The sequence below is a fragment of the Candidatus Kaelpia aquatica genome, from assembly GCA_030765335.1.
GTDB classification, from domain to species: Bacteria; Omnitrophota; Gorgyraeia; order Kaelpiales; family Kaelpiaceae; genus Kaelpia; species Kaelpia aquatica.
On sequence record JAVCCU010000030.1, the window covers coordinates 40,798 to 67,170 of the forward strand.

Here is a 26,373-nt window from a genome sequence, read left to right on the forward strand (position 1 = left end):
TTAAGACGCCTTTGCCCGTAGTTTCTCTAGTTCAGCTTCTAAATCCTCGATCTTTTTCTGAAGACACTTGATATACTTATAGAACTCTGGCAACCTCTGCACACAAGCATTGATTCTCTTTGCTGTGCTATGAGGCCTAGCAGGATAACCCGACACTACTTCGCCTTCTGGAACTGATTTTGTAACTCCAGCCTGAGCTGCCACGCGCGCATTATCACCTATACTGATATGGCCAACAACTCCAGACTGCCCCGCCAATATAACACCTTTACCTATATTAGTACTGCCAGATATTCCAGACTGAGCCACGATGATAGAATTTTCGCCTATCTCAACATTGTGGGCAATCTGAACAAGGTTATCAATCTTTGTTCCCCTTTTTATATGAGTTTTTCCAAAACGAGCTCTATCAATAGTAACATTTGCTCCTATCTCAACATCATCCTCTATAAATACAGTGCCTATTTGCGGAATTTTATAATGGACATCTTTGACTGTAGCATAACCAAAGCCGTCACTGCCTATTACTGTACCAGAGTGTATTATAACATTATTGCCTATGGTCACTCGCTCTCTTATAGCAACATGAGAATGTATCACACAGCTTGACCCTATCTTACTGCGGATCCCTATATACACACCTGCTTGTAAAACAGTATTATCTCCGATAGAAGCACCGTCTGATACCACTACATAAGGCCAGATAGAGACGTCTTTACCCAGCTTTACATCTTTACCGATTATTGCAGTAGGATGAACTCCTGGCTCCATACTGCCTTCATCAGGAGCAAAACTAGAAACCAACTTGGCAAAAGCAAGGGAGGGATTTTCCGTCTTTATTATAGGCTTATCCGTATCTTCAACAGCTTGCAGCGAAGTAATAACGGCAGACGCTTTAGTTGTATTTATAAGCGAAATGTATTTAGGGTTGGCTACAAACGTAATGTCGCCTTCTTGAGCCTCCTTGATTCCAGATAGACCCTTAATAACAACGCTATCATCGCCTACAACTTCACCGCCTATAAGCTTAGCTATGCGTGCCAGTGTTAAATCCAGACGAGGACGAAAACCATTCTCATCATAACCTAAATCCATCTTGGCTTATCTCCCTTATATTAGACTTAGTAATTACTTATATTGTTTGTTTAAATATTCTATCAGTTCTTTAGTGACATCTAAATCATTATTTTTATAAAGAAGGGCTCTGGAGTTAAACATTATAGTATATTTTTTTGACTTACTGTAATCTTCAACAACCTCATTTATCTCCTGAAGTATTCCTTCTATTATCTCATTTCTCTGACGCATTAGATCTGTTCTTACCTGACGGTCAAACTGTCTCAACTCCTCCATCTTCTGATCTAATTCAACTTTGACCTTTTCCTTCTCTTTATCTGAAAGTAAATCCATCTTCTCTTTTAATCTATCTACCTCTTTTAACTTGGAGTCTATATCTTTCTGCTTCTCTTCACCTATCTTTGTAAGCTTTGCTTCTTCATCTTTTGTTTTTTGATACTCATTGAAAACCTGCTCTAAGTCTACACAAGCAAACTTATCAGCAGCTTCAGCAAAACCAGAGATAAGAACAGCTACTATTAGCAGTGCAAAAAACATTCTCTTCATATCGCTTTCTCCTTTTAAAATTTATGTCCCATGCTAAAATGGACTTTTCCGCCATCAGAATCATTTTCATCCGAATCCAAAGGAAAACCATAATCCAATTTTATAGGCCCAATGGGGGTGTTCAATCTTAGACCGCAACCAACTGAAGATTTATACCCACCCGAGGCAAAATCATCCTTCTTCTCCCAGACATTACCAATATCGTAAAAGAAAGCACCTTTTATATTTTCATAAATAGGAACAGTGAGCTCAACGTTGCCTATCAAAAGTGCTTCGCCTCCAACAGGATCACTTGTCTTCACCGTATCCTTAGGCCCTACGCTTCTCTCATCATACCCTCTGATGCTATAAGCCCCTCCTGCAAATAATCTCTCATAGAGAGGCACAGAAGACGTATCACCATAGGTATCTATTATACCAGAGTTAAGCCTGAAGTTTAAAACCCATTTTTCACGTATTAAATAAAAATAACTAAGCTGATTTGACTGACGCAAGAAATCTACATCTCCGCTCATAAAACCACCTGCATTCTCAAGGCTGCTGCTAAAGTAATACCCTTCTGCAGGGTCAAAAATATTGTCCCTTCTATCTCTAGCAAAAGTAAGCTTGATTGCATAGATACTCTTCTCTCCTGCTTCAGCCGTAAGAGCGCTTGAAACATCTGTAGCAACATTAGATATATCAACCTTATCAAATCGCATTCTTAAGAAGAGGCTATTATGCTCTGATATCTCTTTGCCTAATCTAAAAGATAGACCCTGCCGCTCTTCATCCCAATCATAACCGACATCGTTTTCCCGATCTCTTGAATGCTGGTAGATATCGAAACCAAAGAGATAGGGATAGCCAAGCATCCAAGGCTCTGTAAAGCTTAACTCATAGTCATTTCTGGTTGTACCCATTTCAGTGCGTAATGAAATCCTCTGGCCTCCCCCAATAAATGTTGGAAAATTAGATATGTCAAAATTTCTCTGACTCAATTCGACAAAACCTATAAACTCATCAACGGAGCTATATCCAGCACCAAAGCTAAACTCGCCAGTCTTAGACTCTTTTACGCGCACCAATAAATCTTCTTTATTCTCTTCATCGGCTGGTAAAATGTCAAAATCTATCTCTTCAAAATAACCCAAATTTTCAAGCCTCTGCCTAGATCTTTTTATCTTGCTGCCATCAAATTTTTCACCCGGATACATCCTTAACTCTCTCCGTATCACAACATCTTTAGTCTTAACATTACCCTTTATATCTATTCTATCTAAATAATGTATCTCGTTCTCTACTACAGAATATTTTATATCTACAAGCCCGGTCTCTGAGTTAATAACTGGAACTGTTTCAATCTGAGCCCTTATATAGCCTTTATCAAAATAAAAATCCTGCAATCCCTGAGTGTCAAACTTCAAAGAATCATAACTAAACACGCTATCTCTATCGAGCTTTAGAGCACTTTTAATCTCGCTTAAAGGAAAGACCTTATTGCCCTCTAAGGATACATCTCCAACTTGATACTGTTTTCCTTCATCAACATTTATGGTCAAAATCATCCTTCTTTTTTTGTCAAAACTCGAATCATCGCTTATCTCTACATCAAGATATCCGTCTCTTTTATAAAAATCCTCTATTCTAGATAAATCTTCCTTGAAAACCTCTTCCTTATAAGCACCTGATCTAAACCAGGTTTTTGTTCTTGTCTTTAGGAGCTTAAGAACTCTCTTCTTTTTGAAAGCCTTCACTCCAGCCAATTCAATCTTTCTTATTTTTACTCTTTCCCCTTCATCGATATTAATTACCACTGTAGTCTTATCATTGCTCGGATCAATCTCTAAATCATAATCTATAGCTACTTTTGCAAAACCTCTCTCTTGATACTTTAGTTTAATCTCCTCCATATCTGTCTTCAATTGCCATTTGTCAAAAAACTGCCCCTTTGCAGTTTTAACCAATTTCTCCAGCTTATCATCCCTTAAAACACGATTACCCTTAAAAATAACCCCGTCAACATACGGTGATTCTTTCACATAAAATATAATAACAATACCATCGGTCTCCTCTTTAGCATCGACAGCAACATCGGTAAAAAACCCTGTGGCATAAAGCCGTTTTATATCTTCATCTATCATCTGCTGAGAGAAAATCTGATCAGGTCTAACTTTGATTTTAGCCACTATAGCAGATTCACTAACGTTTTTGTTTCCAGCAATCTGAAGATCTAAGATCTTGGGCATATCCTGAGCCCAAGATGTAGAAATTAAAAATAAAAACGATAAAAAAGATGGAATAAGTTTTGTCACTTTCAACTTAAATTGACCTCCATTTTATAAAGGTTTTCAAACCTGGTATATTCTTTAATAAACGCAAGTTTGATAGTATCCACAGGCCCGTTTCTCTGTTTAGCAATAATGACATCCGCAACGCCTTTATTCTCTCCCTCAGAAGGATTGTAATACTCTTCCCTAAAAAGCAGAACAACTAAATCAGCATCCTGCTCTATTGCCCCAGACTCTCTTAAATCAGAAAGCTGCGGCCTCTTATCCTGTCTCATTTCAGCTGCACGCGAAAGCTGACTCACAGCAATAAGAGGGACTCCTAGCTCCCTTGCTAAATCTTTAAGACTGCGCGAAATCTCAGATATCTCCTGCTGTCTACTCTCAGAGCGATAACTGCTGCGCATAAGCTGCATATAGTCTACTATTATTAGTTTTATATCATGGCGAGCCTTTAACCTTCTTGCTTTCGCCCTTAGCTCTAAAACGCTAGAACCTGCAGTATCATCTATAAAAAGAGGAGCCTCTGCAAGCTTACCTGCAGCAGCTGTAAGTTTAGGCCAATCTTCAGGAGTTAAGAATCCGCGTCTGACTTGATGTGCGTTAACGCGGGCATGAGAACAGAGTATCCTATGCACTAGCTGCTCTTTTGACATCTCCAAACTAAATATTGCAACAGGGATTTTCTCTTCAAGCACTGCATGCTCTGCAATACAACATGCAAGTGCAGACTTACCCATAGAAGGCCTCCCGGCTATAATAATCAAATCCGAATTCTGGAGACCAGCTGTCAAAGAATCGAAATCGTGATAACCTGTCGGCACCCCTGTTATGCTGCTCTGACGCTGATAGAGAGTATCTATTGTAGTAATGCTGGACTTTATAAGATCCTTCATGGAGCAGATCTTACCTTCCATCTTATTAGAGACTATTTCAAAAATAGCATGCTCTGACTCATCTAGCAGTCTATCTACATCATCAACCGGATCATAGCATTTCTTTATTATTTTGGTTGAACTATTAATTAAAGAGCGTAAGACATACTTCTCTCTGACTATTTTTGTATAATGCTGTATATTGGCAGCTGAAGGAACAGAGTTAGAGATTGCAGCCAAATATGCTGGGCCTCCAATATCATCTAACATATCCCTGTTTTTAAGCTCATCGGAAAGGGTTAAGAGGTCTACGGCTGATGAAGTATCGTATAACTCAACTATGGTTTGGAATATCTTTTGATGAGAATCTTTATAAAAAAAAGACCTGTCCAATGACTCGATAGACTGAGCTATAGCATCTTGAGATAACAACATTGAGCCTAGGACAGCTATCTCAGCTTCAATGTTTTGAGGCGGCAACTGCTCAGGCAAAGCTGATTTTTCTCGAGGACTCATTATTAAATTATTCTTTAACGACCCAAACTTTGACCTTGGCTATAATATCGGAGCGTAAACTTATAGATACATGATAAACGCCTAGCTCTTTTATTGGCTCATCTAAATCTATCGTATGTCTGTCTATCTCAAACCCTTCACCTTTTAATGCTTTAGCAATATCGATATTTGTAATGGCTCCATACATTTTCTCTTCTTCGCCAGCCTTAACGCCTATTGTAAGTGATACCTCAGACAACTTACCTCTTAGCTCTTCCAGTCTCTTCGTCTCTCTGCCTTTCTTCTTCCCTGCAGCAGTTAACTTAAGTTCCAGCTCTTTTAAAACTCCAGCAGTTGCTTGACGGACAATGCCTTGAGGAATTAGAAAATTACGGGCATAACCATTCTTAACATTGACCAAATCAAATTTTAAACCTAAATCTTCATAATCTTCTAGTAGAATTACTTTCATTATTCAGAAACAAACGGTAGTAGAGCCATAATTCTGGCATTTTTAATAGCACTTGATACTTTCCTTTGATGTTTTGCACAATTACCGCTAGAATTTCTAGTCCTCATCCTACTTCTATCGGCAAGAAAATTTTGCAGAAGATCAACATCCTTATAATTTATATCTTCGATATTTTTCGCACAAAACCTACAATACTTCTTCTTTCTCTTTAAATCCTTAAGCGGAAACTTTTTTTTTGTCTTACTCTTCATATTTCTCAAAACGGCACCTCGCCCTGATCGACAGCTCCTGCTTCTTCTGAAGAAATATCTCCTGGGACAGAACCTTCCTCAAAATCAGATAAAGCAGCTCCATCTTCTTTAGCCCTGGTCAAAAACTGAACTCTATCAGCTATAACATCTAAAGCGTTATATTTTTTACCTTCATGTTCCCAGTTTTTATACTGTAATCTGCCTTCTATAAATACGAGCTTACCTTTAGAAATATATTGATTACAAGATTCAGCCTGTTTTCCGAAAGTCACTACTCTAACAAAGCAGGTCTCCTCCTTCTTCTCGCCTGTCTGAGACTTAAAGACCCTATTTACAGCTAAGCCAAAACTGACAACAGAAGTACCCGAAGGTGTATAGCGAATCTCTGGATCACGAGTCAAATTACCAATTAAAAATACTCTATTTAGACTGGGCATCTACAATCTCCTTCTCTTTCTCTTTCTTTAAAATCATGGATCTTAATATGTTTGGATTTAACTTCCAATCTCCGGATAGAACCTTCACTATCTCCTCGGGCATCTCAAAATTTCCCAGCAGATAGATTCCCTCTTGAAACTTTTCTATGGAATAGGCAAGCCGCCGCCTCTGCCAGATATCCAGCTGAACAACTTTGCCCTTTAATTTAGCCACAGAATCCTTAATCTTGCTTATCTGAGAATCTACATCCGTCTCACTCATATCCGGATTTAAGATAAGCATTATCTCATATTTTTTCATTAAATATTTTCTCCTTTTGGCTGACAATATTAACACATAATAAAATTCTTAGCAAGATCAAATTACGTTTCTAAAATTATAGATTGACATTGTTTTTTCAATGCCCTCCTTTAGATAAAACTCTATGGCATCGACAACATTAGCTACTATATCAGCATACTCTGACTTCTCTTCTTTGGCTATTGGACTTAAGAGGTATTCCTCTGCTCTCTCTCCATTAGAGGCCTCTCCAATGCCTACCCTAAAGCGTATAAAGCTCTCAGTTCCAATCTCATCAATTATAGACTCTAACCCCTTATGTCCCCCAGAACCACCTTTTGCTCTAATCCTTATCTGACCCCGCTCTAAGTTCAGATCGTCAGATATGATAACTATATTATTACTTTTAATGCCATATTTATCTTTGAGGCAGGCTATTGACTTGCCGCTTAGATTCATATACATATAAGGCTTAGCTAAGACTACTCTTGTCTGAGATCCTGTCTTTTTAAATCTTAAAACATTATTAAAAATGCTGGGTTTGGGCTTCTCTTCTTCACAATAAGGTTGAGCCATGATAACTATCTTGGCTCCGCACTTGTTCTTTCTGAATTTTAAACCATGCCTGGCTGCTAACTCATCTAGAACCATGAAACCAAGATTGTGCAAGGTATCTTTGTACTCTAACCCAGGATTGCCAAGCCCAGAGATTAAAAGCATGGCTTTATACTACCCTGTTCTCTCTTCTTTTTTAGAATCTTCAGAACCTGCCTCTTCTGATTTTTCCTTCTTCTCACTTATTACCTCAGGCTCTCTCATAACATCACCCTCAACCTCTTCTTCAATAACCACTTCTTTAGGTGTAACAATATGCGCTACAATCTGCTCTAAATCTCCTAGAGCCTTAACTCCTTGAGGTAATTCTAAATCAGAGACATGGATTGCATCGCCTATATTTAAGTCATCAACTTTGACCTCTATCTTAGAAGGAACATTAGCCGCCTTACACTCTATCTCTATCTCCCAAATAAGATGATCTAATACTCCTCCATCCTTTTTGACTCCTACAGGCTCACCTTTGATCTCAATAGGGACTTTTATTTTGATAATCTCATCAAGGGATATCTCCTGAAAATCAACATGTATAATACTGCCTTTTATAACATCATGCTCTACCTCTTTAAGTATAGCGGTCTTAACTTCTTTATCTTTACCGGATAGAACGTGAAGCTCAGCTACTAGATTTTCAGAATGCGCCTCACGAAAGAGGTGTATCAAGTCAATCTCTTTTAGTTCTAACGGCATAGCCTGCCCCTTTTTATACAATACCGCAGGTATAAGTCCGGCTTTCCTGATACCTTTGACATACTTTTTACCTACCCCATCTCTTTTTTTTACTTCAATTTTTAATTTTTCCATTATCAGCCTCCTTTATGAGATAAAAAGAAAATCAGCGTTCTCTTGTATATCATAGATAACATGATTTTTGCAAGGGTTTAATTAGCCAAACAGTACACTTATTGAAACTTCCTTATGTATTCTCTTGATTGCTTCCCCTAAAAGAGGCGCGACCGAGAGAACCTCTATTTTATCAATAAGCTTATCTTGGCTTAAAGGGATGGCGTCTGCCACAAAGAGCTTGCTTATTGAAGACTTCTGAAGCCTATCTATGGCAGGTCCAGAAAGCACTGGATGACTTATTGCAGCATAGACATCTTTCGCCCCTTTATTCTTAAGAGCTTCTATGGCCTCGACAAGAGAACCTGCTGTTGCAATTATGTCGTCAACTATACACACATCCTTGCCTTTTACCTCGCCCAATATATTCATCGCCTCTGTTTTTTCAGTGCTTATCCTACGCTTATCTACTATAGCAAGAGGTACTCCAAGCTTCTTAGCATAAGCCCTGGCCATCTTAATTCCTCCAACATCGGGAGATACAACAACAAGATTAGAACAGTCTATCCTCTTTTTAATATGCTCAACGAATATCTTAACTGCAAGAAGATGGTCTAAAGGGATATCAAAAAACCCTTGAATCTGACCAGCATGTAAATCCATTGTAAGAACTCTATCAGCACCAGATACAGTTATAAGATTAGCAACAAGTTTTGCCGTTATAGGCACACGGGGCTGATCCTTCCTATCCTGCCTGGCATAACCGAAATAAGGTATTACCGCAGTAATTCTACCTGCCGACGCCCTTTTTAAAGCATCGATAAGAATGAGTAGCTCCATTAAATTATCATTTGACGGAAAACATATTGGTTGAATTACGAATATATCGTTGCCTCTAACATTATGTTCAATCTTAACACTAATCTCACCATCGCTAAACTTAGAGACTATAGAATCTCCTAATTCAACACCCAGATAACCGGATATATTCTTTGCTAGCTCAGGATTAGCATTACCGCTAAAAACCGTTAACCTATCCATCTCTCCTCCTCCTTAAAATTTTAGCAGGAACACCTACAATAACACTATTATCGGCTATCTTACTATTCTTCGTTACAACTGAACCTGCTCCCGTTATAACATTCTTACCTATTTCAACTGGAGCAACCAATGTCGTATTGCTGCCTATAAAAGCATTATCTTTAATGATGGTCTTATTTTTTTTCTTACCATTATAGTTTGCAACTACAGTACCTGCTCCGATATTAACATTCTTACCAACAACAGTATCTCCTATATAAGAAAAATGTTTTACCTTAGAACCATTACCTATCTTAGAACTTGATATCTCAGCAAAATTCTCTACCTTAACATTATCACCTATATTACTATCGCCCCTTATCCTGCAAGATGGTCCTATCATACAGCTCTTTCCTATCCGAACTCCAAAACCTATATAAGCAAAAGGATACAGGGTAGTATCGCGCCCTATAGTCACATTTTTCTCTATAAAGGTATTCTCTGGAGACAATATGCTCACCCCTTTTGATATATGTTTATCAGTATTTCTTCTGTAAATAATCTTATTAGCCTCTATTAGATCTTTCCTGCTGTTAATACCTAGCCCTTCATTTATATCTTTTAGCTTTAATGTTAGAACCTTTAGATCTTTTTTGCTATATTTTGGAAAAATCTCAGTCAGATATTTCTCCCCTTTATTTCCTTTAGGCTTAATACTGCAAAGATCTCTCTCTAAGCTGGTCTTTCTTTTAAAAATGTAGACACCTACATTAACCTCTCTTATCTTCTTCTCGGATTCATTGAGCAGATCCTCTTCTTTTACGGCAACTACATTACCGCTCTTATCACTAAGCACTCTTCCATAGCCTTTGGGTGCATCCAAATCCATAGTCAAGAGCGTTATATCGGAGCTATGTCTATCATGCTTGTTTAGCAGGCTCTTGATTGTACTGGTTCTCAATAATGCAACATCTACATAGATAAGAACTATGGTCTTATATCTCCTAGGAATGCTCTTTAAGGCTACGAGCAATGCATCTGCTGTCCCAGCTCTTCTTTTCTGCTCTATCGTATTAACAGAAAAATTTTTATCTATAAACTTACTCTCTCCAGGTCCAGCTAAAGCATAGATATCATCTATGCCTACCTCTCTTAAATTCTCTATGGAATGCCTAAGCATAGACCATCCTGCTATCTTATGGCGATACTTAGGTAAGGACGATTTAAGCCTCGTCCCTTTACCTGCCGCTAATATTAACCCGCAAATGTTTTTCATAAAAACCAGTATTCAGCTAAATACTGGGGAAGGAGGGCTCGAACCTCCACAGACGGCTCCAAAAGCCGTTGTGCTACCATTACACTATTCCCCAAATACCTAAATTCTAAAGAGCTGTATCTGTAGAATCTTCTTCTAAGCCATGCTCTTCTTCTCTTTGATAACTAGGATCTTGTACCTCTTTTTCATATGCTTCCAAAACTTTTCCTTCGATGTAGGCGCGGAATTCTTGATTGATCGGGTGCGCAATATCCTTAGTCTCTTGCTGTCTATCATGAGAATCAGGACATCTAGATGACTCAAAATCAACACCGCAATAATTGCAGAATCTCGCCGCTATACTATTGCTTCTCCTGCACTTGGAACATGGCTGTTGAACCTTCCTAGAAGGCATAGCAACAAAAAGGCCTTTATTACCATCGATAACTTTGATGTTGCGAACAACAAAAGAGTCATCGAAGGTGACAGTTACATAAGCCTTCAGCTTAATGTTTCCTTTCACCTTGGGAAATACTTTTACCTCTGTAATCTCCAAAGCAAGCACCTCCTTAGTTTAATGACCTAACTAAAAAAGTATCATATCCCAAAGAGCCACAATAGCTCTTTAGAGAATTTAATTTATCCATATCAGCTGATACCGCATAGATTGCAGAACCGGTTCCAGTCATCCTAATTAAATCAACATCAAATCTTTTAATATCTTCCATAAGGGAGGGTATTATGGTGCTGCTCTCTAATTTCTCAAAAACATTGTAAGAATACTTATTTAAAAAATTCATTTCAACATCATCTGCGCTGCAAAATTTAATTTTATCCCAGCGGCTAGGTTCTGTCAAGGAAGGTTTCCATCTTTGATATAAATCCTCTGTCTTATTGCCGAATTTAGGAAGAATTAAAACAGCAGAGAAGACAAATGGCGTATCAATTGAACGCACTAGTTCACCCTTACCTTCAACTACCGCCCAAGTAGAATCATTTACAAAAAAAGGCACATCGGAACCGATAGCTGCTCCCAGCTTTATTAACTCTTCCTCACTGATATCTATATTGAATATCTCTCTAGCAGCTTTTAATACATAGGCAGCATTTGAGCTTGCACCGCCCAAACCTGATTCTGCAGGTATTCTTTTCTCTAGCCTTATCTCTAATCCTTCTTTAATACGGTATCTATCTTTTATAATCTTAGCAGCCTTATAACAGCTATTTTCAGATCCTTCCGGAGCATTGCCTTTAACAGAGAGAGATACTCTATCTTCCTTTAAAAGGCCAACACTTAAAACATCGCAGAGATCTATTTTAACCATCAGACTGATGATATCATGGTAATTGTCTCCCCTCTTAGAGAGTATATCAAGAAAAATATTTAGTTTGGCAGGTGTATTGAAGACTATCAACTCTGCTTCTTTTTGATAAGCTCTTTTGCTTCTTTGACTATAGACTCAGATGTTAGGCCAAAGGCTTCGAGCAAAATATCTGATTCACCGCTTCTTCCAAAACGATCTCTTATACCCAAAAACTTAATAAGAACAGGTTCATTTTCGGAGATAAGCTCAGCAATTGCAGAACCCATTCCTCCAAAAACTTGATGTTCTTCAACTGTAAGTATAGCCCCTGTTTCCCGGGCAGCTTTTAAAATAGCATCTCTATCTAACGGCTTTATAGTATGTAGATTTATAACACCGGCAGATATTCCTTCCTCTTTTAAAATATCAGCAGCCTTAAGTGAAATATGCACCATCTGACCCGACGCTACTATGGTGAGGTCCTTTCCTTCCCTGAATACTCGAGCTTTACCTATCTGAAAATCATCATCTAAAGAGGTTAGAAAAGGTACTTTATTCCTAGTAAGCCTCAGATATACTGGCCCAGGATAGGAAGCAGCAGCCTCTGTTGCTTTTTTAGCTTCATAAAAATCGCAAGGAACAACTACGCTCATATTGGGCAAGACTCTCATAAGTGCATAATCTTCTAACGCCTGGTGAGTTGCACCATCTGGGCCTACTGTAATCCCTCCATGAGAACCAATAATATTCACATTAAGATTCATGTAAGCAATGGAAGTTCTTATTTGATCCCAAGCTCTTCCTGATGCAAAGACTCCAAATGTAGTTGCAAAAGGAATCTTTCCTTCTAAAGCAAACCCGGCTGCAGCAGACATCATATCCTGTTCGGATATACCAAAATTGAAAAACCTTTTTGGGAACTTTGCTTTAAAAGCACCTGCTCTAACTGACTCTGTCAAGTCAGCTGAAAGCACAACCACTCTCTCATCTTTTTCACCTAGCTCTAGCAATGCTTCGCCGAATCCATCTCTAGTAGGCTTCATTTACCTTTTAACTCCTCAAGAGCTTTGCCTAATTCTTCTTTAGTAGGAGTAACTCCATGCCAACGATTATCATTCTCCATAAATGAGACGCCTTTGCCTTTAACAGTATCTGCAATAATAATAGCCGGATGCCCCTTAATGCTATCTGCCCAATCTAGTGCATCGAGTAATTCCTGGAAGTCATGGCCATTACACCTTTTTACCTTCCAGCCAAAAGAGCGCCACTTCTCTTCAAAAGGCTCTAGATTTTTAACTTCATTCACCGGACCATCTATCTGCAGCTTATTGTGATCCAGCATCACTATTATATTATCTAGCTTGTAATGAGCAGCTGTCATAGCAGACTCCCAAACCTGCCCTTCGTTCGTCTCGCCATCGCCAAGTATACAGTAAACCCTATTCTCCCTGCCATCAAGCCTTGCAGAGAGAGCCATACCTATAGATATTGATAGACCCTGCCCCAAAGAACCAGTTGAAGCCTCTATGCCTCTAATACCCTTTTCAGGATGACCTTGAAGACAAGAGCCGTATTTCCTTAATGTCATAAGCTCATTCTTAGGAAAATAACCGAAATCAGCCAAAATAGCATATAGAGTAGGGCAGCCATGCCCTTTGGAAAGAATAAATCTATCCCTCTCTCCCCAGGAGGGATTCTCAGGATCATGATTTAACTTACAGTAATAAAGCGAAACTAAAATCTCAACCAAAGATAGAGAGCCTCCTGTATGACCTGAACCGGCCTCTTCTAACATAGCAAGAACATCGCAGCGTATATCCAATGATTTCTGTTTTAAAAATTCTAGATCTGTTTTTTTATTGATCAATCTTATCCCTCACTTTTTCTATCTTATCAGCCAACCCTTCTTGTTTAGGGCTAAGCTTGAGTGCCTGCTGCCATTCCGATAAAGCCCTCCCAAGCATACCTTTTTTAAGATAGATATCCCCAAGATGCTCCATGACTACAGAGTCATCTTTTTTTACTTCCTTAGCTTTCTCAAGAAATTCCAAGGCTCTATCATAATTGCCTAGCTTATAATGGACCCAGCCCATACTATCAAGGTAGGCACCATTATTAGGATCTATTTCAAGCGCTTTTTTTATCAATAGATTAGCCTCTTCTAGGTTCTTACCTTCTTCAGTGTACATATAACCTAGATAATTTAAAGCATCTGCATGCTTTGAATCTACCTCTATTGCCTTCTTGAGGCTAGATACCGCTAGATCCCACCTATCCATCTCTTCATAAGCAGCGCCGAGGAAGAAATAAGTTTCTGCATTCTTTGGTTTTACCTCAAGAGATTTCTTGAAAAAATCTACTGCTTTACTATTTTCTTTAAGCTTAAAAAAAAGAAAACCCTTTAAAAAATATACCTCAGACATATTAAAATTATCTTGCTCGGCTTTTTCCAATGCTTCCTCTGCTGATCCATAATCTGCATTTTTTATATAAAAGTATGCAATATCAAGATAGATACCCTTCTCTTGAGGAGATTCCTGAATTAAATCTTTATATGCAGCATCTGCTCTCTCTATGTCTCCAGCCTTATAATAAGCCTGAGCAATAACCTTCAGAAGCTTAGTGTCTTTTGGTTTTATATTTAAACCTTTCTGATACCACTCTATAGCTTTGTTGAAATTATTATCCATCTCATAGAAAACCCCCAAAGTGACATAGGACTGCAAAAAATCGGGATCAAGCTCAACAACTTTCTCCATCTGTTCTATAGCCTTGCTGAGGTCTCCATTTTTAGAATAGAGTATTCCAAGATTAAAGCGCAGGGCTGGAAGATCAACCTCTTCTTCTAGTAATCTCTCATAAGCAACTATGGCATCATCTACTCTCTTCTGGAGTAAATACATATCTGCAAGAGATGCTAAAGCCATAATATCATGCGGATCTATTGTAACTATCTTCTCATACTCCCCTGCTGCTTCATCGTATTTTCCCATTGAGCTATAGATCAAAGCTAAGACAAAATGGATTTTTATATCACCAGAGGCATGCTCTTGCGCCTTACTTAGATTAGCAGCCGACTTTTCTATTCTATTGTTTTTTAGATCTATCAAAGCAAGTTTAATATAGATTGTCGGGTTCTCGTGATCATACTCTAGAGCCCGGAGGTATTCAACGTAAGCATCCTCAAAATTACCTCTATCTTCATAGATAACAGCCATAATAAAGTGAGCATAGGCCAAGGAGGGGGCTTCGGACTTATAGCCCTCGCTTGAAACAGCGCTCAGAATAATTAGGATAAGCGGAAGAAGAAAAAATTTTCTCATTATAGTTACAGACTAGTTCTTCTTTTTCTTATGTCTATCTCTTTTTAATCTCTTTTTTCTTTTATGCGTTTTTATACTTCTTGTTTTTCTCTTTCTGCCACAAGGCATATCGTACCTCCGTAGATAAATTTCAAATCAAAAACATATTAAAATATTACTTTATTTAAAGGATATTCTATAATAGCCTCAGCTCCGGAAAGCTTTAATTTCGGTATTAGCTCCCTCACTACCTTCTCCTCTACTATAGTCTCAATCGCAAACCAGCCATCTTCTGCAAGCGATGATATGGTAGGTCTGCGCATAGCAGGTAATATGTTAAAGACCTTCTTAAGATCGTCTTTCTTTATATTCATCTTAAGGCCAACCTTAGATTCCGCTCCCAGTGCTCCGCTTAAAAGAAGCACAAGGCTATCTATCTTATTCTTTTTCCAGGAATTCTTCCAGCTTTTTTTATTGGCGATAAATTTTGTAGTCGAATCACATATTGTATCAACTATCTTAAGGTTGTTCCTTCTTAGGCTTTGACCAGTTTCGGTAAGCTCGACTATTGCATCTACTAACCCGGTTGCAACCTTCACCTCTGTTGCGCCCCAGCTAAACTCAACATCGGCCTTGACTCTATTATCCTTAAGATACTGCCTAGTAACATTGACAAGCTCTGTAGCAATACGCTTGCCTTGCAGATCTTTAATACTCTTTACTCTAGAATCCTTCTTTACAGCTAAAACCCACCTCACCGGCACCATCTGTTGTTTTGCATATATAAGTTCAGCTACCCGCACAACCTTGGAATTATTCTCGCGTATCCAATCTTCACCAGTCAGGCCAGCATCAAGTGCACCGGCTTCAACATAATAAGACATCTCCTGGGCTCTTAACATCACGAGTTCAAGTTCTGGATCATCTACTGAAGGAAAATACGATCTTGAAGTTAAAGCTATATTAAAACCGGCCTTTTTAAAAAGCTGAACCGTTTTTTCTTGTAAACTGCCCTTTGGAATACCTAATTTTAATTTCATAGCTCTCTCCTAAATAAAGGAATATTGTACATGAGAGAAAAGAAAAGTCAAACTATTCTCCTAAAACAGCTTTAACTTTACCGATGAGCTCTTCTGTCTCAAATGGCTTCTCAATGTAATAAGCAGCTTTATCATCCATAAAGAGTCCTTCCATTTTTATCTTCTCTTTTATTGAGAAAATAATTACAGGAATATCTGCACTCTCAGGCTGCTCCTTTAATTTATTCAATGCAGTATAACCATCCATAACAGGCATCGTCATATCCAATAATATTAGATCCGGCTTACGCTCCGCTACTATACCAAGGCACTCTTTGCCGTTAGATGCTGTATTAACATTGTAGCCCTCTATTTCAAGCCTCATCTTAACAACCGTCCTTAAATCTATATCGTCATCTACAATCAAGATACTTTTCACTGCTGCTGCCTCCTTTTTTAAAAACAGCCTTTAAAAATAGCTAGCTTTATATGCTTTCATTATAGTAAAGACTAACCAATAAAGCAACTTGAAGATACCTAAAAATGCTTAAAGATAAAATAAATTATTGACTATATTCAAAACTGTTTCTATTATATATCATTATTATAATTGAACATTTAAGGGAAAAATATGGAAAAACAAACAATTAAAGAGTCAGGATCCGTATATTGCAAAGAAGACTCTATGAGCTATGCAGGAAAGCACCTGATTATAGAGCTGTGGGGTGCAAAAAATATAGCTTCAGAAGAGGGCACAAAAGAAGTATTAAGAAAAGCCGTAAAAGCATGCGGAGCAACTCTCTTAGAGGTTCATGCTCACACCTTCTCTCCTTACAGCGGCATCTCTGCTGTTGCCATACTTAAAGAGTCGCATATATCCGTACATAGCTGGCCGGAATTCAATTATGCAGCGGCTGATATCTTCGTATGCGGCGATGTAGACCCTCACCTTGCAGTTCCTGTCTTAAAAGAGGGGTTCTCTGCAGAAGAGGTTCAGGTCACAGAATTAAAAAGGGGCGTCTTTGATGAAAAACACCTGGGTATCTGAGACTCTGCATAAAGATATTGGGCTAAAATTAAAGGTTCAAAAAAAGCTTTATTCGTCTAATTCATCTTCACAGAAAATAGAGTTTCTAAAGACCAGCCGATTTGGAACTGCACTAATAATGGATGGGGCAATCCAGACAACAACAGAGGACGAGTTTATCTACCACGAGATGATGTCCCATATCCCGCTCTTCTCACATCCAAAGCCTGAAAATATACTCATAATAGGCGGAGGCGACGGAGGAATATTGAGAGAGGTCCTAAAGCATAAGATGATTAAGAAGGTTACCCTGGTTGAGATAGAAAAAAAAGTTATAGAACAGACAAAAAAATATCTGCCCCAAATATGTAAGGATGCATTCAAAAGCAAGAAGCTAGAGCTGGTTATCACAGACGGAGCAGAGTTTATAAAAAATAAGCTGAGCCTATACGATATAGTAATTGTAGATTCAACTGACCCAACCGGACCTGCAAAGGTACTTTTTGAAAACAGCTTCTACAGAAACATATCTAAAATTTTAAAAAATAACGGCATTATGGTAAGGCAGAGCGGCTCTTCTTTCTTACAAAAAGAGGAATTAAAGGAGAACTACAAAAAATTATCTAAAATATTCAAATATACAAATGTCTATCTTGCTGCTGTTCCTACGTATATAGGAGGATTTTTTAATCTTATCTTTGCATCAGACAAAATAAACATAGAGTCCCTATCTTTAGCTGCAATCAAAAAAGAGAGTCAGAAGAACAGAATAAAAACAAGATACTACAACCCTGAGCTGCACCTGGCATCTTTTAAGCTGCCGAACTACATAAAAGAGATAATAGGAGACAAGCAATGAAAGATAAAATTTTTGGCTGGGAGCTGATTTTAGACTTATATGATTGCGACCCCAAAAAAATATCAACAAAAAAAGAGATCCAATCATACGTAGATAGGCTCTGTAAACTTATAAAAATGAAACAATACGGTAAAACACTGATACCGCATTTCGGGCATGAAAAACCACATATTAGCGGTTACTCTCTAGTGCAGCTAATTGAAACAAGCTCAATCACAGGCCATTTTTCAGAACTCTGGAATTCGGCTCATATAAATATATTTTCCTGCAAGAGATACGACCCTAAGCTGGCAATGGAATTTTCCAAAAAGTTTTTTGAAGCCAAAAGGGTAAGCAAGAGATATATTGTCAGAAAAATAAAGACCGACTGATCTTTCTAGAAATTCAAAAGTATATTAAACGCTTCTTTCTCTTTATTAAGCGAGATAGGAAAAGCAGGATAAGGTCCAGCCTTTTTTATAACCTCTATCGCTAAATCTCTTATAGTAGAATCAACCTCACCTACAACTGCAGGCTCACCTATCAGACCCCCTCTGCTGTTAAGAAGAAAAACGATATTCACTTCTCTGTTGAGACCCATATTTAGATAGTTCTTGCCAAAATAATCATAGATTATATTAGTAATTTTAAGGTAGTACTCTGAATAAGAACTGCGCTCTTTATCTTCTGCCAAAATTAGCTCTGTCTTAGCATGATCAAAGCTTCTAGTTAAGCCGGCTGAATCTGCCTTAGGACTCTCATAGCCAATCTGCTCATTGGCAAACTCGGCAACACTCTCACTGAAAGCTTGCTTAACGTTGCCTACTATTCTAGGGGTAAGCAGTATTACAAGCTCAGTTTTAACCTTCTTTTTATGCTTTTCAGAAAAAAGTTTACCTATAAATGGAATATCTCCAATCCCAGGAACCTTCTCGCGTCCATCGATCTCCGTCTCTTTCATCAACCCCGCAAGAACAATAGTATCGCCATCTTTTACTATAACTGTTGTCTCAGCTTCAGAGGTAGTCTTCTTTATATATATCGAGCCTTCCAACGCTCCTTCAACCTCTGTGCCTGAGCTAACCTCAGGTTTAATATGCATAGTAATAAAACCATCGTCAGAGATATAAGGCGTAACACTAAGCCTAACTCCTGTCTCCATATATTCAACGCTCTCTGCATATACAGCCTCACCCGACTCTGGATATGTAATAGAGACAGAGACGATAGGCTCCTTATCCCCCACAAGAACATAGGCTTCCTGCCCATCTAAAACAGTTATATGAGGAGAAGATAGAACATCGGACTTTCCGTATGTATCAAAAGCCTTTATAATTCCAGAATATTGATGATGACCGTCTAGAGCAGCGCTAGGATCCAAGGCTGCCTTACCTACAGCAATCTGTCCTACCCCTGCACTACCTGAAGAAGGCAGAGAGAAGTTGCCGCTGTAAGATATTCCTAGATGCTTCCCAAAGACTCCTTCCCAGTCTACGCCTAAGCGGTATTCGTCGCTTAAAGTAATCTGGACAATCTTAGCTTCAATCTTAACAGCCTGAGGCCTCTTATCAAAAGCAATGAGAATCTTCTCTATATGCTCAACGTTACTGGGAATATCTGTGACTACAACCCTGTTTGAAGTTTGGTCAAATTTTATTATCCCTACATCCTTGTTTACAAGATCAACCACATTCTCTTTTATATCTTCAACCCGAGTATAGTTAAGCTGGATTACTCTCGTCTCTAATGGGGAATCTACAGATTTTATTATTTTATCAATTTCGTAAATAACATCAGGGGCATCCAAAACAATTATAGAATTTGAAAAACTGTCAATAATCACTTTTCCTATATCACTTTTTAACTCGCTGATAGTCTCTCCCAAAGATATGGCTTTGGCATTCTTTAAATCATATCTTCTAATTACTCTTAAGTCATAAAACGGTTTGCCGTATTTTTCTTTATATTCTTTATTCGTCATAACGGTGATTAAATTTTTTCTTTTCTCATAAGCTAAATCATTTGCCGCAATTAAAATTTCAAAGGCATCCCACACAGAAACATCTTTTAAAAAGACGGTGACTTTACCCCGCACTAAAGGAGAAGTAGCGATACTTAGCCCTGAACGCAGAGAAATTATTTTTAATACATCAAGTATATCCATTCCCTTGATGTCCAAGGTAACCGGAGCACTAACATCTACCTGAGATGCATAAGCTAAAAAAGAAAACAATAAAAGTGCTACGCTAAAAACTAATCTCTTTTTCTTCATTATTAACATTTATTATAACTGAACTTTGTTTTATTTTCTTAATTTTTATACCTTTTATCTCCTGACCCTCAGTAACCAAGTGTTGTTTTTTATCTTTTTCGCTAAAAACAGCGACATATTTTTTATCCAGAACGATTATACCATTAAAAGAAAGATCGGCCAAAACATCTTTCTCTTGACTTGAGTTTTCTTCGATTACTCTCCCCCTGTCGGAGAAATCAAAAATATTCTTCTTATTCAGAATTGAAGAATATTCATCTATTTCCTTTCTTTTAGGAATATCAACGGTATTTTTTTTTGTTCCCCTAATAGAAGCTTCTTCTAAAACTTCGTCCACATTTGCAGGTTCTCTAAGCACCCACTCTAAAAATAGCAACACAAGCGCTGCTATTGCTGTAATTTTAGCATACTGAAATAAAGAATAATTCAGCTGTCTCATATTAAAATTCTCTTTAATTTTATCAGTAACATCAATCTGTTGTTGCTGGCTGGGCTTACTTTAACATTTTCAGTAGACATCAAGCTAAAAGAACTCTCAATATAATACAAAAATTTTAATATTCCTTCTAAATCAGCCTCTACGTTTATTTCAAAATACAGCGCATGCTCATTTTCCTTATTCGAAATAGTTGTTTTTGGTGTTACGCTGCGCAATTTTACCTTACAATGACTAGCTAGCTTATTTAATTCCTTATAGACGGAAATCCGCACATCTTCATCATCACCCACAATCAGTTTGTCAAAAGCGACTTCTGCGGCAATACTTTTATAAACAGAGTTGATTTTATTTTTCTCAGAAATCAGCTTTAGAGTTTTATGGAACTTACTTTCGTTTATTCTTATAGCAGCGTTTAAACCGCTCCATTTTACAATAAGAGGTTGAACTATAATGTATAGTAAGAGCATTATACCGATAACAGCAAATAATTTTAAATATCGCTTATCTTTCAATTTATCCAAATTTATTTTAATCCCAATTTTAAATAAAAAACACTCTCTTGTCTTGATGTAGTATCTATCTTAAATGCCTCGACTTTAGATATCATATGAAGTTGTTTAATGTTTTCATAAAGATCATATATCGAATTCGCATCAGAGGAGATTCCCTCTATAACTAATTGTAAATTTTTCTCATAATCTACTCTTCTTAATAAAACATTATCCGGAACTATATCAACCAATCCTTTAAATAAATCTAAAAAAATAACATCCCGAGAATATTTTAAAAAAACTTGATTTATCCTTTTCCTTGTTTCTAAAGTTTTAACAGCAGGGCTTACGCTATCAATAAAACTCTTTAACCTGCCTAAATATACTTCCTCCCTTTTATACTCTAATCTCACAATCAGTATACAGATTAAAGCCGCTAATACAAAATAAATACCTGCTCTCTTCCTCTCTCTGTAAAGGCTTTTTTTAACAACCCGCTGAGCTATCCCAAGCGGGATTAAATCAAATTCCGGAACTTGGATAAAACTTAAACCTAATAGCTTAATTAGAGAGTAGATCTCTTCACTGTTTTCTCCAAAAAACTGAAAATCTTCTTCTTTGGAAATAAACTTTTCCTGATAAATAAATTCAACATCATCAAAAGGCAAAGATGCTCTTTCATCTTCCATAAAATTTATATGCCGAGGCCCAAGTATAGTAAGTGATTTTATGTCTTGATTTAACTTCTCCTTGTTAAATGCTGCAATGGAATTTGAAACTTCTTTCAACCATGGAGCCATGCCATTATCTTTTATAAAATAAAACCCCTTGTTGATTTCCCGGCAGAACAAAAGTTTACCGCCTCCTATTATGCACAAATTGCTGGATCTATTATCTATATCAATTAAAACTCTATCCTCATCTTTTCTTATCATTTTATAAAAACCGACAACACCCAAGCTATTTATTGTAATTTTGTTCGGCAATATAAAATGAGTAAGTTCAGATACGTACTTATTCAATGCTTCCTCCCCTACAACTGCAAGCATAACTTTTGTATATCCATTAGACATCTTAGACAAAATATTCGCTGAATGAAGGATGTTAAAATCCTTGTAAGGAAACTGCCTCAACGCCTGATATCTTGCCATTTGATTAATCTCTTCATCTTTTTGGGAGGGAAAAGAATGGTAACTGACAGAGACCTCTCTTCTGGGAATCACAAATATTATTGACTCCTCATTTTGATGTAATAACTTCTCTAATAACTTCCCATCCTTCTCTGTTATAGGGCGCTTAAATACTCCAAGTTTGGATAAAAAAAACTTACCTTCTTTAAGTAAGACTCTAGCAAATTTAATTTTTTCACTCTCTATTTCAAAGCTATACATTTACTTCTCCCAGAAATTCTCCTGCCAAGATAAAATATCAAAACTGCTGCCTTTCCTTTGCACTAAAGCCTGAGCACAGCGCTTAACTCCTCTCTCTGTCTGAGCTATTATATATATTCTAAAATATTGAGAGCTCACTTTAAAGTAATTTCTCAAAACATTCCATTGTTCTACTATGTCAGCACTTGCAATTTTCGGGAAAATTTCTGAAATACTATCACTGTCAGGTATACTATTAAAAACACCGTTATGTTGACGAAATTCCAAGATTTCTGAGACAAGAGAGTCGGGCAGCTCTAACTTTTTAAGGCATACTTCAGATACTGTATTAATATTTACTTCACTCCCTATAGTAGTAATTTGATTCTCCAGATCTTTTAAGTTAAAATCAGAAGGGCATCCTTTAATATATTTTATCTCGTATAAACTTCTGATATTGGAATTTCTGCAATTATATGTCAAAAAATTATAATAATTTTCCTGCTCTCCTCCGTAATAATAATTTTGAAAACTATCTTCATCTACCCAATCAATTATTGATTGAGCAAGCTTTGGAGGAAAAAGATTATTCAAGACATCTAAATTTTCTTCTCTGGCAATCTGATTAATATTTATCTTTCTCTCTTCGTCCTCAATTCTGATCTGAGATATACCGTATTCATTCTGAAATTCAATATTATCCTTGCTCCATTCTTCGCTTAAACCATCGATTCCAGAGTTATTCTCATAATCTAATCTCAGTAATTCCAGTGATTGCATAAAACCCCGCCAGATTAAATTTCGGGCATAGAAACGCTCCCTATAAAACCTAAAAGAACGCAATTCCATATAAGCCCTATAACTTATGCCAGCGGACATCAATACTGTTACAGCAATTACCCAGAGGATAAAGATAGATATTACACCATCTTTTTTAAATGCTTTTACCGGCTGGTATGTAGATAATTTTTTCAATTTCATTTTCATCTTTTACACACTTGATTTTTATCGCTTCTGGCAACTTACTGTCAGAATAAAACTGCTCGGTTAATAATTCTTTTTTATCTTCACTGTAAATTAACGCTGAGAACTCAAAATCTGCTTCATAAACAAGGATCTCTTTTTTGTAATCCTCGAATTCAGACTCTAATCGTTTATACAGCACTTTCTTCCCCGCTTCTTCTTTGACAAAATAACTGATCTTTAATATTGGCAGAAGATAGCTAGTCTCAACGCTTTCTGAAGGACGGATTATCCAAAAAGAAATTGTTTTATTTTCTGAATCAACTATAAAATTAGGTTCTTCGTTATAATCAAAAATACAAGCAGATCTTAAATCATTACTCAAAATTTCAAAAACATTTCTAATACCTGAAAAACGAACTGCAACTTCCTTACTTCTTACAGAAAGCCTGAAACTCAGCCAGATTAAAGAACTACTCAAGCTGAATATTAAAGAGACAATCACTACTGCCACAATAACTTCAACTAATGTAAATGATTTTTTACTTTTCGATGGAAACATTCCCTGCTCCGGCTAAGAGAGTAATTTTTTTAATCCCAAATTTTGACGACAACTTTATCTCCGCTTTATCTAAAACTAAAGAATCCGCATATAGACGCATCTCCCCGGTAGGAAACATATCAACGCTGGTTATTTCAGAATCAATTTCATAGATAGCAGGAATTAATAATTCCCCTGCTTTTTCATCCGATAGATATACTGACAACCCCTCCTGATTAATTTTAACTGTTACAACCTTAGCTTCCTGAATAGTTTTATTTTGAGAAAACTTAAAAACATCCAGTGTTTTAAAGCAAAAATTATCAAATTTCACCGCATTATATTTATTAGAAAAACCCGGCAAGATAATAACCGACAAAATTGATATTATGGCAATTACAATTAAAAGCTCAAGTAAAGTAAAAGATTTTTTAGCTGCCATTTTATTTAAAACCTAAAGAAGAGAGCTTTGAACAAATTTTCATATTCTTAACAACTGATACATCAATTATTTTTAAATCACCTAGCTGATCTTTATCCTCCTTAATCAACCAACTGAATTCACCATAAGTAGTATTTTTTTTGCCTTGATTTTCAAAATTATCTTCCAGTAGTAATTTATAATAAATAACATCTTCAGCTAGATAGTGACCATACAGAGACTCGTTTACCTTTCGAAACCCTCTTATTGAAGTCTGTAGGGAGACGAGCACAGCGCTCAAGAGAATAGAAAGTATTAAAGTTGCCAAAACAGCATCTAGGAGAAAATACCCCCGATTGCTAATTCTCAAACGTTATCTCTCCGGAATAAACAATATCATCACTCGAATCCTGAACATTCGCTCCTTGAGAAGAAATCATATAAGAACCTCCTTGATCAACTGACTCATACTGATAAGGATTACCCCAGGGATCAAGAATAGAGCTTCCTTTAACTCTTGCCCGCTTTATATAGGGCCCTTCCCAGAGATTTTTATATTCATCCACATCAAACCCCGAGGGTGCATCCAAACGCCATAAACACTCTAAAGAACCGGGATATCTGCCGATATCCAGTTCATACATATCAAGAGCTGTTGAAAGAGTACCATAAATTTCAGATTCTGCTCTTTTAATCCTCGCTTCTCCAGTCCTACCTGCTAAACGGGGCAAAACAGTTGCCGTTAAAATTCCTATAATTGTAATAACTACTAGCAGTTCAACTAAAGTAAAAGCATTTCTTTTCATATTCATTCCTCCTATTTTATAATCATATTAAGTTGAAAAATCGGCAATAAAACTGCAATTATTATAACACCTACAATGCACCCGACAAAGAGTATCATTAACGGTTCTATCAACTGAGTGGTTACTTTAAGATTATAATCCAACTCTTTTTCGTAATTTCGGGCAATATTCAAAAGAGCATTATCTAAATTGCCGCTTTCCTCGCCTACTGAAATCATGCCGGCAACATCAGGAGGTAAAAAATCTCTTATACCATAACTTAACGAAGCTCCTTCTTTTAAATCTATTTTTAATTTTTCGATACCTACTTTATATCTACTGATAGAGACCACTGACTTGGTTAAATCAAGCGCCTCGACCAAAGATACCCCTGATTTTACAAGCAGCCCTAAGCTTCTCGAAAATAAAATTATCTCTCTTTGAATCCATATTTTACTAATTATTGGAATTTTAAGCTTAAACTCATCCCATAATAATTTTCCTTCTCCCGATTTAGTATATTTTTTAAACACTACATACTCTGCGATTCCTAATATAGCAAATAGCCACCAGAATTTTGCAAAAATACCACTGATTGCTACAACAATTCTTGTAATTAAAGGGAGTGCTTGACCTAAATCTTGGAAAATTCCGGAAATCTTAGGTATCACAAAAGAAAGCAGAAAGAAAACTGTGAGAATCCCCATCGTAAAAACCAGCGCAGGATAAAACATTGCCGATTTTACTTTATTTTTTAAATCCAGCTCTTTATCAAAGATATTGGCTGCTTCATTTAAAACTGAATCGATATTGCCTCCCGCTTCACCGGCCGCTACTAATGCAGAGAGAATAGGAGGAAATACTCCTAAGCTATCAATAGACTCAGAGAAACTGGCCCCGTCTCTTATTCTTAAAACCAGATCAGCTATTATTTTCCCCAGAGGCTTGTTGGCAAACTGATTCTCCAGCAAACCTAGAGCTCTTAAAATCGGCACACCTGATGAAACTAGCTCTGAAAGCCTTACTGTAAACCACGCTACATCTTTTATCTTCGGTTTTCTTCTGATTAAAAACGCACCTGCTGCTTCTTCTGCTGCATGCAAAGAAAGTATGTAAAAACCTTTTTTGGTAAGCTCTTCGATCGCCTGATGCTGTGAATCAGCATTCAGCTTATCTTCTATTAATTCTCCGCTTTGATTGCGCGCCTTGTAATGAAAAGTTTTCATCC

General features: G+C 37.1%; 32 protein-coding genes and 1 tRNA gene. 3 read left to right on the forward strand and 30 right to left on the reverse strand.

What is annotated here, in order from left to right:
* From lpxD to P9X27_05350, 20 genes are all read right to left on the reverse strand, one after another.
* Positions 1-1,095: a UDP-3-O-(3-hydroxymyristoyl)glucosamine N-acyltransferase gene (lpxD, locus tag P9X27_05255; protein ID MDP8253785.1), complete on the reverse strand. Its 1,095-nt coding sequence runs from the start codon at positions 1,093-1,095 to the stop codon at positions 1-3.
* Between the two features lie 33 nt (positions 1,096-1,128).
* Positions 1,129-1,623, reverse strand: coding sequence for an OmpH family outer membrane protein (locus tag P9X27_05260; GenBank protein MDP8253786.1), 495 nt, complete (start codon positions 1,621-1,623; stop codon positions 1,129-1,131).
* A 14-nt stretch (positions 1,624-1,637) separates the two neighbouring features.
* Entirely contained in the window at positions 1,638-3,917 is a 2,280-nt protein-coding gene (gene bamA / locus P9X27_05265) for an outer membrane protein assembly factor BamA (GenBank protein ID MDP8253787.1), read from the reverse strand.
* A gap of 2 nt (positions 3,918-3,919) precedes the next feature.
* Positions 3,920-5,281 carry a replicative DNA helicase gene (gene dnaB, locus P9X27_05270; GenBank protein ID MDP8253788.1) on the reverse strand — a complete coding sequence of 454 codons (1,362 nt, stop codon included), beginning with the start codon at positions 5,279-5,281 and terminating at the stop codon, positions 3,920-3,922.
* Positions 5,282-5,288: 7 nt separating this feature from the next.
* Positions 5,289-5,732 carry a 50S ribosomal protein L9 gene (gene rplI / locus P9X27_05275; protein ID MDP8253789.1) on the reverse strand — a complete coding sequence of 148 codons (444 nt, stop codon included), beginning with the start codon at positions 5,730-5,732 and terminating at the stop codon, positions 5,289-5,291.
* A complete protein-coding gene (gene rpsR / locus P9X27_05280) occupies positions 5,732-5,983 on the reverse strand; it encodes a 30S ribosomal protein S18 (GenBank protein MDP8253790.1) in 252 nt (83 codons plus the stop codon). The genes rplI and rpsR overlap by 1 nt, the downstream gene beginning before the upstream one ends.
* A 5-nt stretch (positions 5,984-5,988) precedes the next feature.
* Positions 5,989-6,420, reverse strand: coding sequence for a single-stranded DNA-binding protein (gene ssb, locus P9X27_05285; protein MDP8253791.1), 432 nt, complete (start codon positions 6,418-6,420; stop codon positions 5,989-5,991).
* Positions 6,404-6,721: a 30S ribosomal protein S6 gene (gene rpsF / locus P9X27_05290; protein MDP8253792.1), complete on the reverse strand. Its 318-nt coding sequence runs from the start codon at positions 6,719-6,721 to the stop codon at positions 6,404-6,406. The genes ssb and rpsF overlap by 17 nt, the downstream gene beginning before the upstream one ends.
* 57 nt (positions 6,722-6,778) lie before the next feature.
* Positions 6,779-7,420, reverse strand: a complete 642-nt coding sequence (gene pth / locus P9X27_05295; GenBank protein ID MDP8253793.1) for an aminoacyl-tRNA hydrolase — start codon at positions 7,418-7,420, stop codon at positions 6,779-6,781.
* Between the two features lie 9 nt (positions 7,421-7,429).
* Positions 7,430-8,119, reverse strand: a complete 690-nt coding sequence (locus tag P9X27_05300; GenBank protein MDP8253794.1) for a 50S ribosomal protein L25 — start codon at positions 8,117-8,119, stop codon at positions 7,430-7,432.
* Positions 8,120-8,200: 81 nt separating this feature from the next.
* The gene (locus tag P9X27_05305) at positions 8,201-9,139 is read right to left on the reverse strand and encodes a ribose-phosphate pyrophosphokinase (protein MDP8253795.1); all 939 of its coding nucleotides are present in this window, start codon (positions 9,137-9,139) and stop codon (positions 8,201-8,203) included.
* Positions 9,132-10,394, reverse strand: coding sequence for an NTP transferase domain-containing protein (locus tag P9X27_05310; protein MDP8253796.1), 1,263 nt, complete (start codon positions 10,392-10,394; stop codon positions 9,132-9,134). Before P9X27_05310 ends, P9X27_05305 begins: the two co-directional genes overlap by 8 nt.
* A gap of 23 nt (positions 10,395-10,417) precedes the next feature.
* Positions 10,418-10,488: transfer RNA gene (locus P9X27_05315), tRNA-Gln, on the reverse strand.
* A gap of 12 nt (positions 10,489-10,500) precedes the next feature.
* Positions 10,501-10,929 (reverse strand): septation protein SpoVG family protein, encoded by a 429-nt coding sequence (locus P9X27_05320; protein ID MDP8253797.1) that lies wholly within the window; start codon positions 10,927-10,929, stop codon positions 10,501-10,503.
* Between the two features lie 13 nt (positions 10,930-10,942).
* Complete coding sequence (ispE, locus tag P9X27_05325) at positions 10,943-11,788, reverse strand: 4-(cytidine 5'-diphospho)-2-C-methyl-D-erythritol kinase (protein ID MDP8253798.1); 846 nt, start codon at positions 11,786-11,788, stop codon at positions 10,943-10,945.
* Positions 11,785-12,720: a transketolase family protein gene (locus P9X27_05330; protein MDP8253799.1), complete on the reverse strand. Its 936-nt coding sequence runs from the start codon at positions 12,718-12,720 to the stop codon at positions 11,785-11,787. The genes ispE and P9X27_05330 overlap by 4 nt, the downstream gene beginning before the upstream one ends.
* Positions 12,717-13,541: a transketolase gene (locus P9X27_05335; protein ID MDP8253800.1), complete on the reverse strand. Its 825-nt coding sequence runs from the start codon at positions 13,539-13,541 to the stop codon at positions 12,717-12,719. The genes P9X27_05330 and P9X27_05335 overlap by 4 nt, the downstream gene beginning before the upstream one ends.
* Positions 13,534-15,000 (reverse strand): tetratricopeptide repeat protein, encoded by a 1,467-nt coding sequence (locus P9X27_05340; protein ID MDP8253801.1) that lies wholly within the window; start codon positions 14,998-15,000, stop codon positions 13,534-13,536. Before P9X27_05340 ends, P9X27_05335 begins: the two co-directional genes overlap by 8 nt.
* Positions 15,001-15,146: 146 nt before the next feature.
* On the reverse strand, positions 15,147-16,019 hold the full coding sequence (gene hisG, locus P9X27_05345; GenBank protein MDP8253802.1) for an ATP phosphoribosyltransferase: 873 nt from the start codon (positions 16,017-16,019) through the stop codon (positions 15,147-15,149).
* 52 nt (positions 16,020-16,071) lie between these two features.
* Positions 16,072-16,437 (reverse strand): response regulator, encoded by a 366-nt coding sequence (locus P9X27_05350; protein MDP8253803.1) that lies wholly within the window; start codon positions 16,435-16,437, stop codon positions 16,072-16,074.
* 192 nt (positions 16,438-16,629) lie between these two features.
* On the opposite strand from P9X27_05350, the gene speD reads away from it, so the two are divergent.
* Genes speD through P9X27_05365 form a run of 3 tightly spaced genes read left to right on the forward strand, consistent with a single transcriptional unit; the run spans position 16,630 to position 18,255 of the window.
* The gene (gene speD, locus P9X27_05355) at positions 16,630-17,046 is read left to right on the forward strand and encodes an adenosylmethionine decarboxylase (GenBank protein ID MDP8253804.1); all 417 of its coding nucleotides are present in this window, start codon (positions 16,630-16,632) and stop codon (positions 17,044-17,046) included.
* On the forward strand, positions 17,024-17,884 hold the full coding sequence (gene speE / locus P9X27_05360; protein ID MDP8253805.1) for a polyamine aminopropyltransferase: 861 nt from the start codon (positions 17,024-17,026) through the stop codon (positions 17,882-17,884). The genes speD and speE overlap by 23 nt, the downstream gene beginning before the upstream one ends.
* Positions 17,881-18,255 carry an S-adenosylmethionine decarboxylase gene (locus P9X27_05365; GenBank protein ID MDP8253806.1) on the forward strand — a complete coding sequence of 125 codons (375 nt, stop codon included), beginning with the start codon at positions 17,881-17,883 and terminating at the stop codon, positions 18,253-18,255. The genes speE and P9X27_05365 overlap by 4 nt, the downstream gene beginning before the upstream one ends.
* A gap of 5 nt (positions 18,256-18,260) precedes the next feature.
* Here P9X27_05365 and P9X27_05370 read toward each other — a convergent pair whose 3' ends face one another.
* The 10 genes from P9X27_05370 to P9X27_05415 form a co-directional block, all read right to left on the reverse strand.
* Entirely contained in the window at positions 18,261-20,135 is a 1,875-nt protein-coding gene (locus P9X27_05370) for a secretin N-terminal domain-containing protein (protein MDP8253807.1), read from the reverse strand.
* Positions 20,110-20,493, reverse strand: coding sequence for a hypothetical protein (locus P9X27_05375; protein ID MDP8253808.1), 384 nt, complete (start codon positions 20,491-20,493; stop codon positions 20,110-20,112). Before P9X27_05375 ends, P9X27_05370 begins: the two co-directional genes overlap by 26 nt.
* 77 nt (positions 20,494-20,570) lie before the next feature.
* The gene (locus P9X27_05380; protein ID MDP8253809.1) at positions 20,571-21,086 is read right to left on the reverse strand and encodes a hypothetical protein; all 516 of its coding nucleotides are present in this window, start codon (positions 21,084-21,086) and stop codon (positions 20,571-20,573) included.
* Positions 21,087-21,097: 11 nt separating this feature from the next.
* Complete coding sequence (locus tag P9X27_05385; protein ID MDP8253810.1) at positions 21,098-22,456, reverse strand: hypothetical protein; 1,359 nt, start codon at positions 22,454-22,456, stop codon at positions 21,098-21,100.
* Positions 22,457-23,422 (reverse strand): type II secretion system protein GspK, encoded by a 966-nt coding sequence (locus P9X27_05390; GenBank protein ID MDP8253811.1) that lies wholly within the window; start codon positions 23,420-23,422, stop codon positions 22,457-22,459.
* Positions 23,370-23,960 carry a prepilin-type N-terminal cleavage/methylation domain-containing protein gene (locus P9X27_05395; GenBank protein ID MDP8253812.1) on the reverse strand — a complete coding sequence of 197 codons (591 nt, stop codon included), beginning with the start codon at positions 23,958-23,960 and terminating at the stop codon, positions 23,370-23,372. The genes P9X27_05390 and P9X27_05395 overlap by 53 nt, the downstream gene beginning before the upstream one ends.
* Positions 23,941-24,381 (reverse strand): prepilin-type N-terminal cleavage/methylation domain-containing protein, encoded by a 441-nt coding sequence (locus tag P9X27_05400; GenBank protein ID MDP8253813.1) that lies wholly within the window; start codon positions 24,379-24,381, stop codon positions 23,941-23,943. The genes P9X27_05395 and P9X27_05400 overlap by 20 nt, the downstream gene beginning before the upstream one ends.
* Position 24,382: 1 nt before the next feature.
* Positions 24,383-24,730 (reverse strand): hypothetical protein, encoded by a 348-nt coding sequence (locus P9X27_05405; protein MDP8253814.1) that lies wholly within the window; start codon positions 24,728-24,730, stop codon positions 24,383-24,385.
* Complete coding sequence (gspG, locus tag P9X27_05410; protein MDP8253815.1) at positions 24,720-25,166, reverse strand: type II secretion system major pseudopilin GspG; 447 nt, start codon at positions 25,164-25,166, stop codon at positions 24,720-24,722. The genes P9X27_05405 and gspG overlap by 11 nt, the downstream gene beginning before the upstream one ends.
* 11 nt (positions 25,167-25,177) lie before the next feature.
* Entirely contained in the window at positions 25,178-26,371 is a 1,194-nt protein-coding gene (locus tag P9X27_05415) for a type II secretion system F family protein (protein MDP8253816.1), read from the reverse strand.
* Between the last annotated feature and the right edge of the window lie 2 nt (positions 26,372-26,373).

Excerpts from the sequence above, each read along its gene's own strand:
- speE (MDP8253805.1), top strand. The coding sequence starts at position 17,024 with ATGAAAAACACCTGGGTATCTGAGACTCTGCATAAAGATATTGGGCTA.
- P9X27_05310 (MDP8253796.1), bottom strand. The coding sequence starts at position 10,394 with ATGAAAAACATTTGCGGGTTAATATTAGCGGCAGGTAAAGGGACGAGG.
- lpxD (MDP8253785.1), bottom strand. The coding sequence starts at position 1,095 with ATGGATTTAGGTTATGATGAGAATGGTTTTCGTCCTCGTCTGGATTTA.
- P9X27_05365 (MDP8253806.1), top strand. The coding sequence starts at position 17,881 with ATGAAAGATAAAATTTTTGGCTGGGAGCTGATTTTAGACTTATATGAT.
- rplI (MDP8253789.1), bottom strand. The coding sequence starts at position 5,732 with ATGAAAGTAATTCTACTAGAAGATTATGAAGATTTAGGTTTAAAATTT.
- dnaB (MDP8253788.1), bottom strand. The coding sequence starts at position 5,281 with ATGAGTCCTCGAGAAAAATCAGCTTTGCCTGAGCAGTTGCCGCCTCAA.
- rpsR (MDP8253790.1), bottom strand. The coding sequence starts at position 5,983 with ATGAAGAGTAAGACAAAAAAAAAGTTTCCGCTTAAGGATTTAAAGAGA.
- hisG (MDP8253802.1), bottom strand. The coding sequence starts at position 16,019 with ATGAAATTAAAATTAGGTATTCCAAAGGGCAGTTTACAAGAAAAAACG.
- ssb (MDP8253791.1), bottom strand. The coding sequence starts at position 6,420 with ATGCCCAGTCTAAATAGAGTATTTTTAATTGGTAATTTGACTCGTGAT.
- pth (MDP8253793.1), bottom strand. The coding sequence starts at position 7,420 with ATGCTTTTAATCTCTGGGCTTGGCAATCCTGGGTTAGAGTACAAAGAT.
- P9X27_05330 (MDP8253799.1), bottom strand. The coding sequence starts at position 12,720 with ATGAAGCCTACTAGAGATGGATTCGGCGAAGCATTGCTAGAGCTAGGT.
- P9X27_05340 (MDP8253801.1), bottom strand. The coding sequence starts at position 15,000 with ATGAGAAAATTTTTTCTTCTTCCGCTTATCCTAATTATTCTGAGCGCT.
- P9X27_05395 (MDP8253812.1), bottom strand. The coding sequence starts at position 23,960 with ATGTTTCCATCGAAAAGTAAAAAATCATTTACATTAGTTGAAGTTATT.
- P9X27_05260 (MDP8253786.1), bottom strand. The coding sequence starts at position 1,623 with ATGAAGAGAATGTTTTTTGCACTGCTAATAGTAGCTGTTCTTATCTCT.
- P9X27_05370 (MDP8253807.1), bottom strand. The coding sequence starts at position 20,135 with ATGAAGAAAAAGAGATTAGTTTTTAGCGTAGCACTTTTATTGTTTTCT.
- P9X27_05305 (MDP8253795.1), bottom strand. The coding sequence starts at position 9,139 with ATGGATAGGTTAACGGTTTTTAGCGGTAATGCTAATCCTGAGCTAGCA.
- P9X27_05300 (MDP8253794.1), bottom strand. The coding sequence starts at position 8,119 with ATGGAAAAATTAAAAATTGAAGTAAAAAAAAGAGATGGGGTAGGTAAA.
- speD (MDP8253804.1), top strand. The coding sequence starts at position 16,630 with ATGGAAAAACAAACAATTAAAGAGTCAGGATCCGTATATTGCAAAGAA.
- gspG (MDP8253815.1), bottom strand. The coding sequence starts at position 25,166 with ATGAAAAGAAATGCTTTTACTTTAGTTGAACTGCTAGTAGTTATTACA.
- P9X27_05390 (MDP8253811.1), bottom strand. The coding sequence starts at position 23,422 with ATGAAAATGAAATTGAAAAAATTATCTACATACCAGCCGGTAAAAGCA.
- P9X27_05415 (MDP8253816.1), bottom strand. The coding sequence starts at position 26,371 with ATGAAAACTTTTCATTACAAGGCGCGCAATCAAAGCGGAGAATTAATA.
- P9X27_05400 (MDP8253813.1), bottom strand. The coding sequence starts at position 24,381 with ATGGCAGCTAAAAAATCTTTTACTTTACTTGAGCTTTTAATTGTAATT.
- P9X27_05385 (MDP8253810.1), bottom strand. The coding sequence starts at position 22,456 with ATGTATAGCTTTGAAATAGAGAGTGAAAAAATTAAATTTGCTAGAGTC.
- rpsF (MDP8253792.1), bottom strand. The coding sequence starts at position 6,721 with ATGAAAAAATATGAGATAATGCTTATCTTAAATCCGGATATGAGTGAG.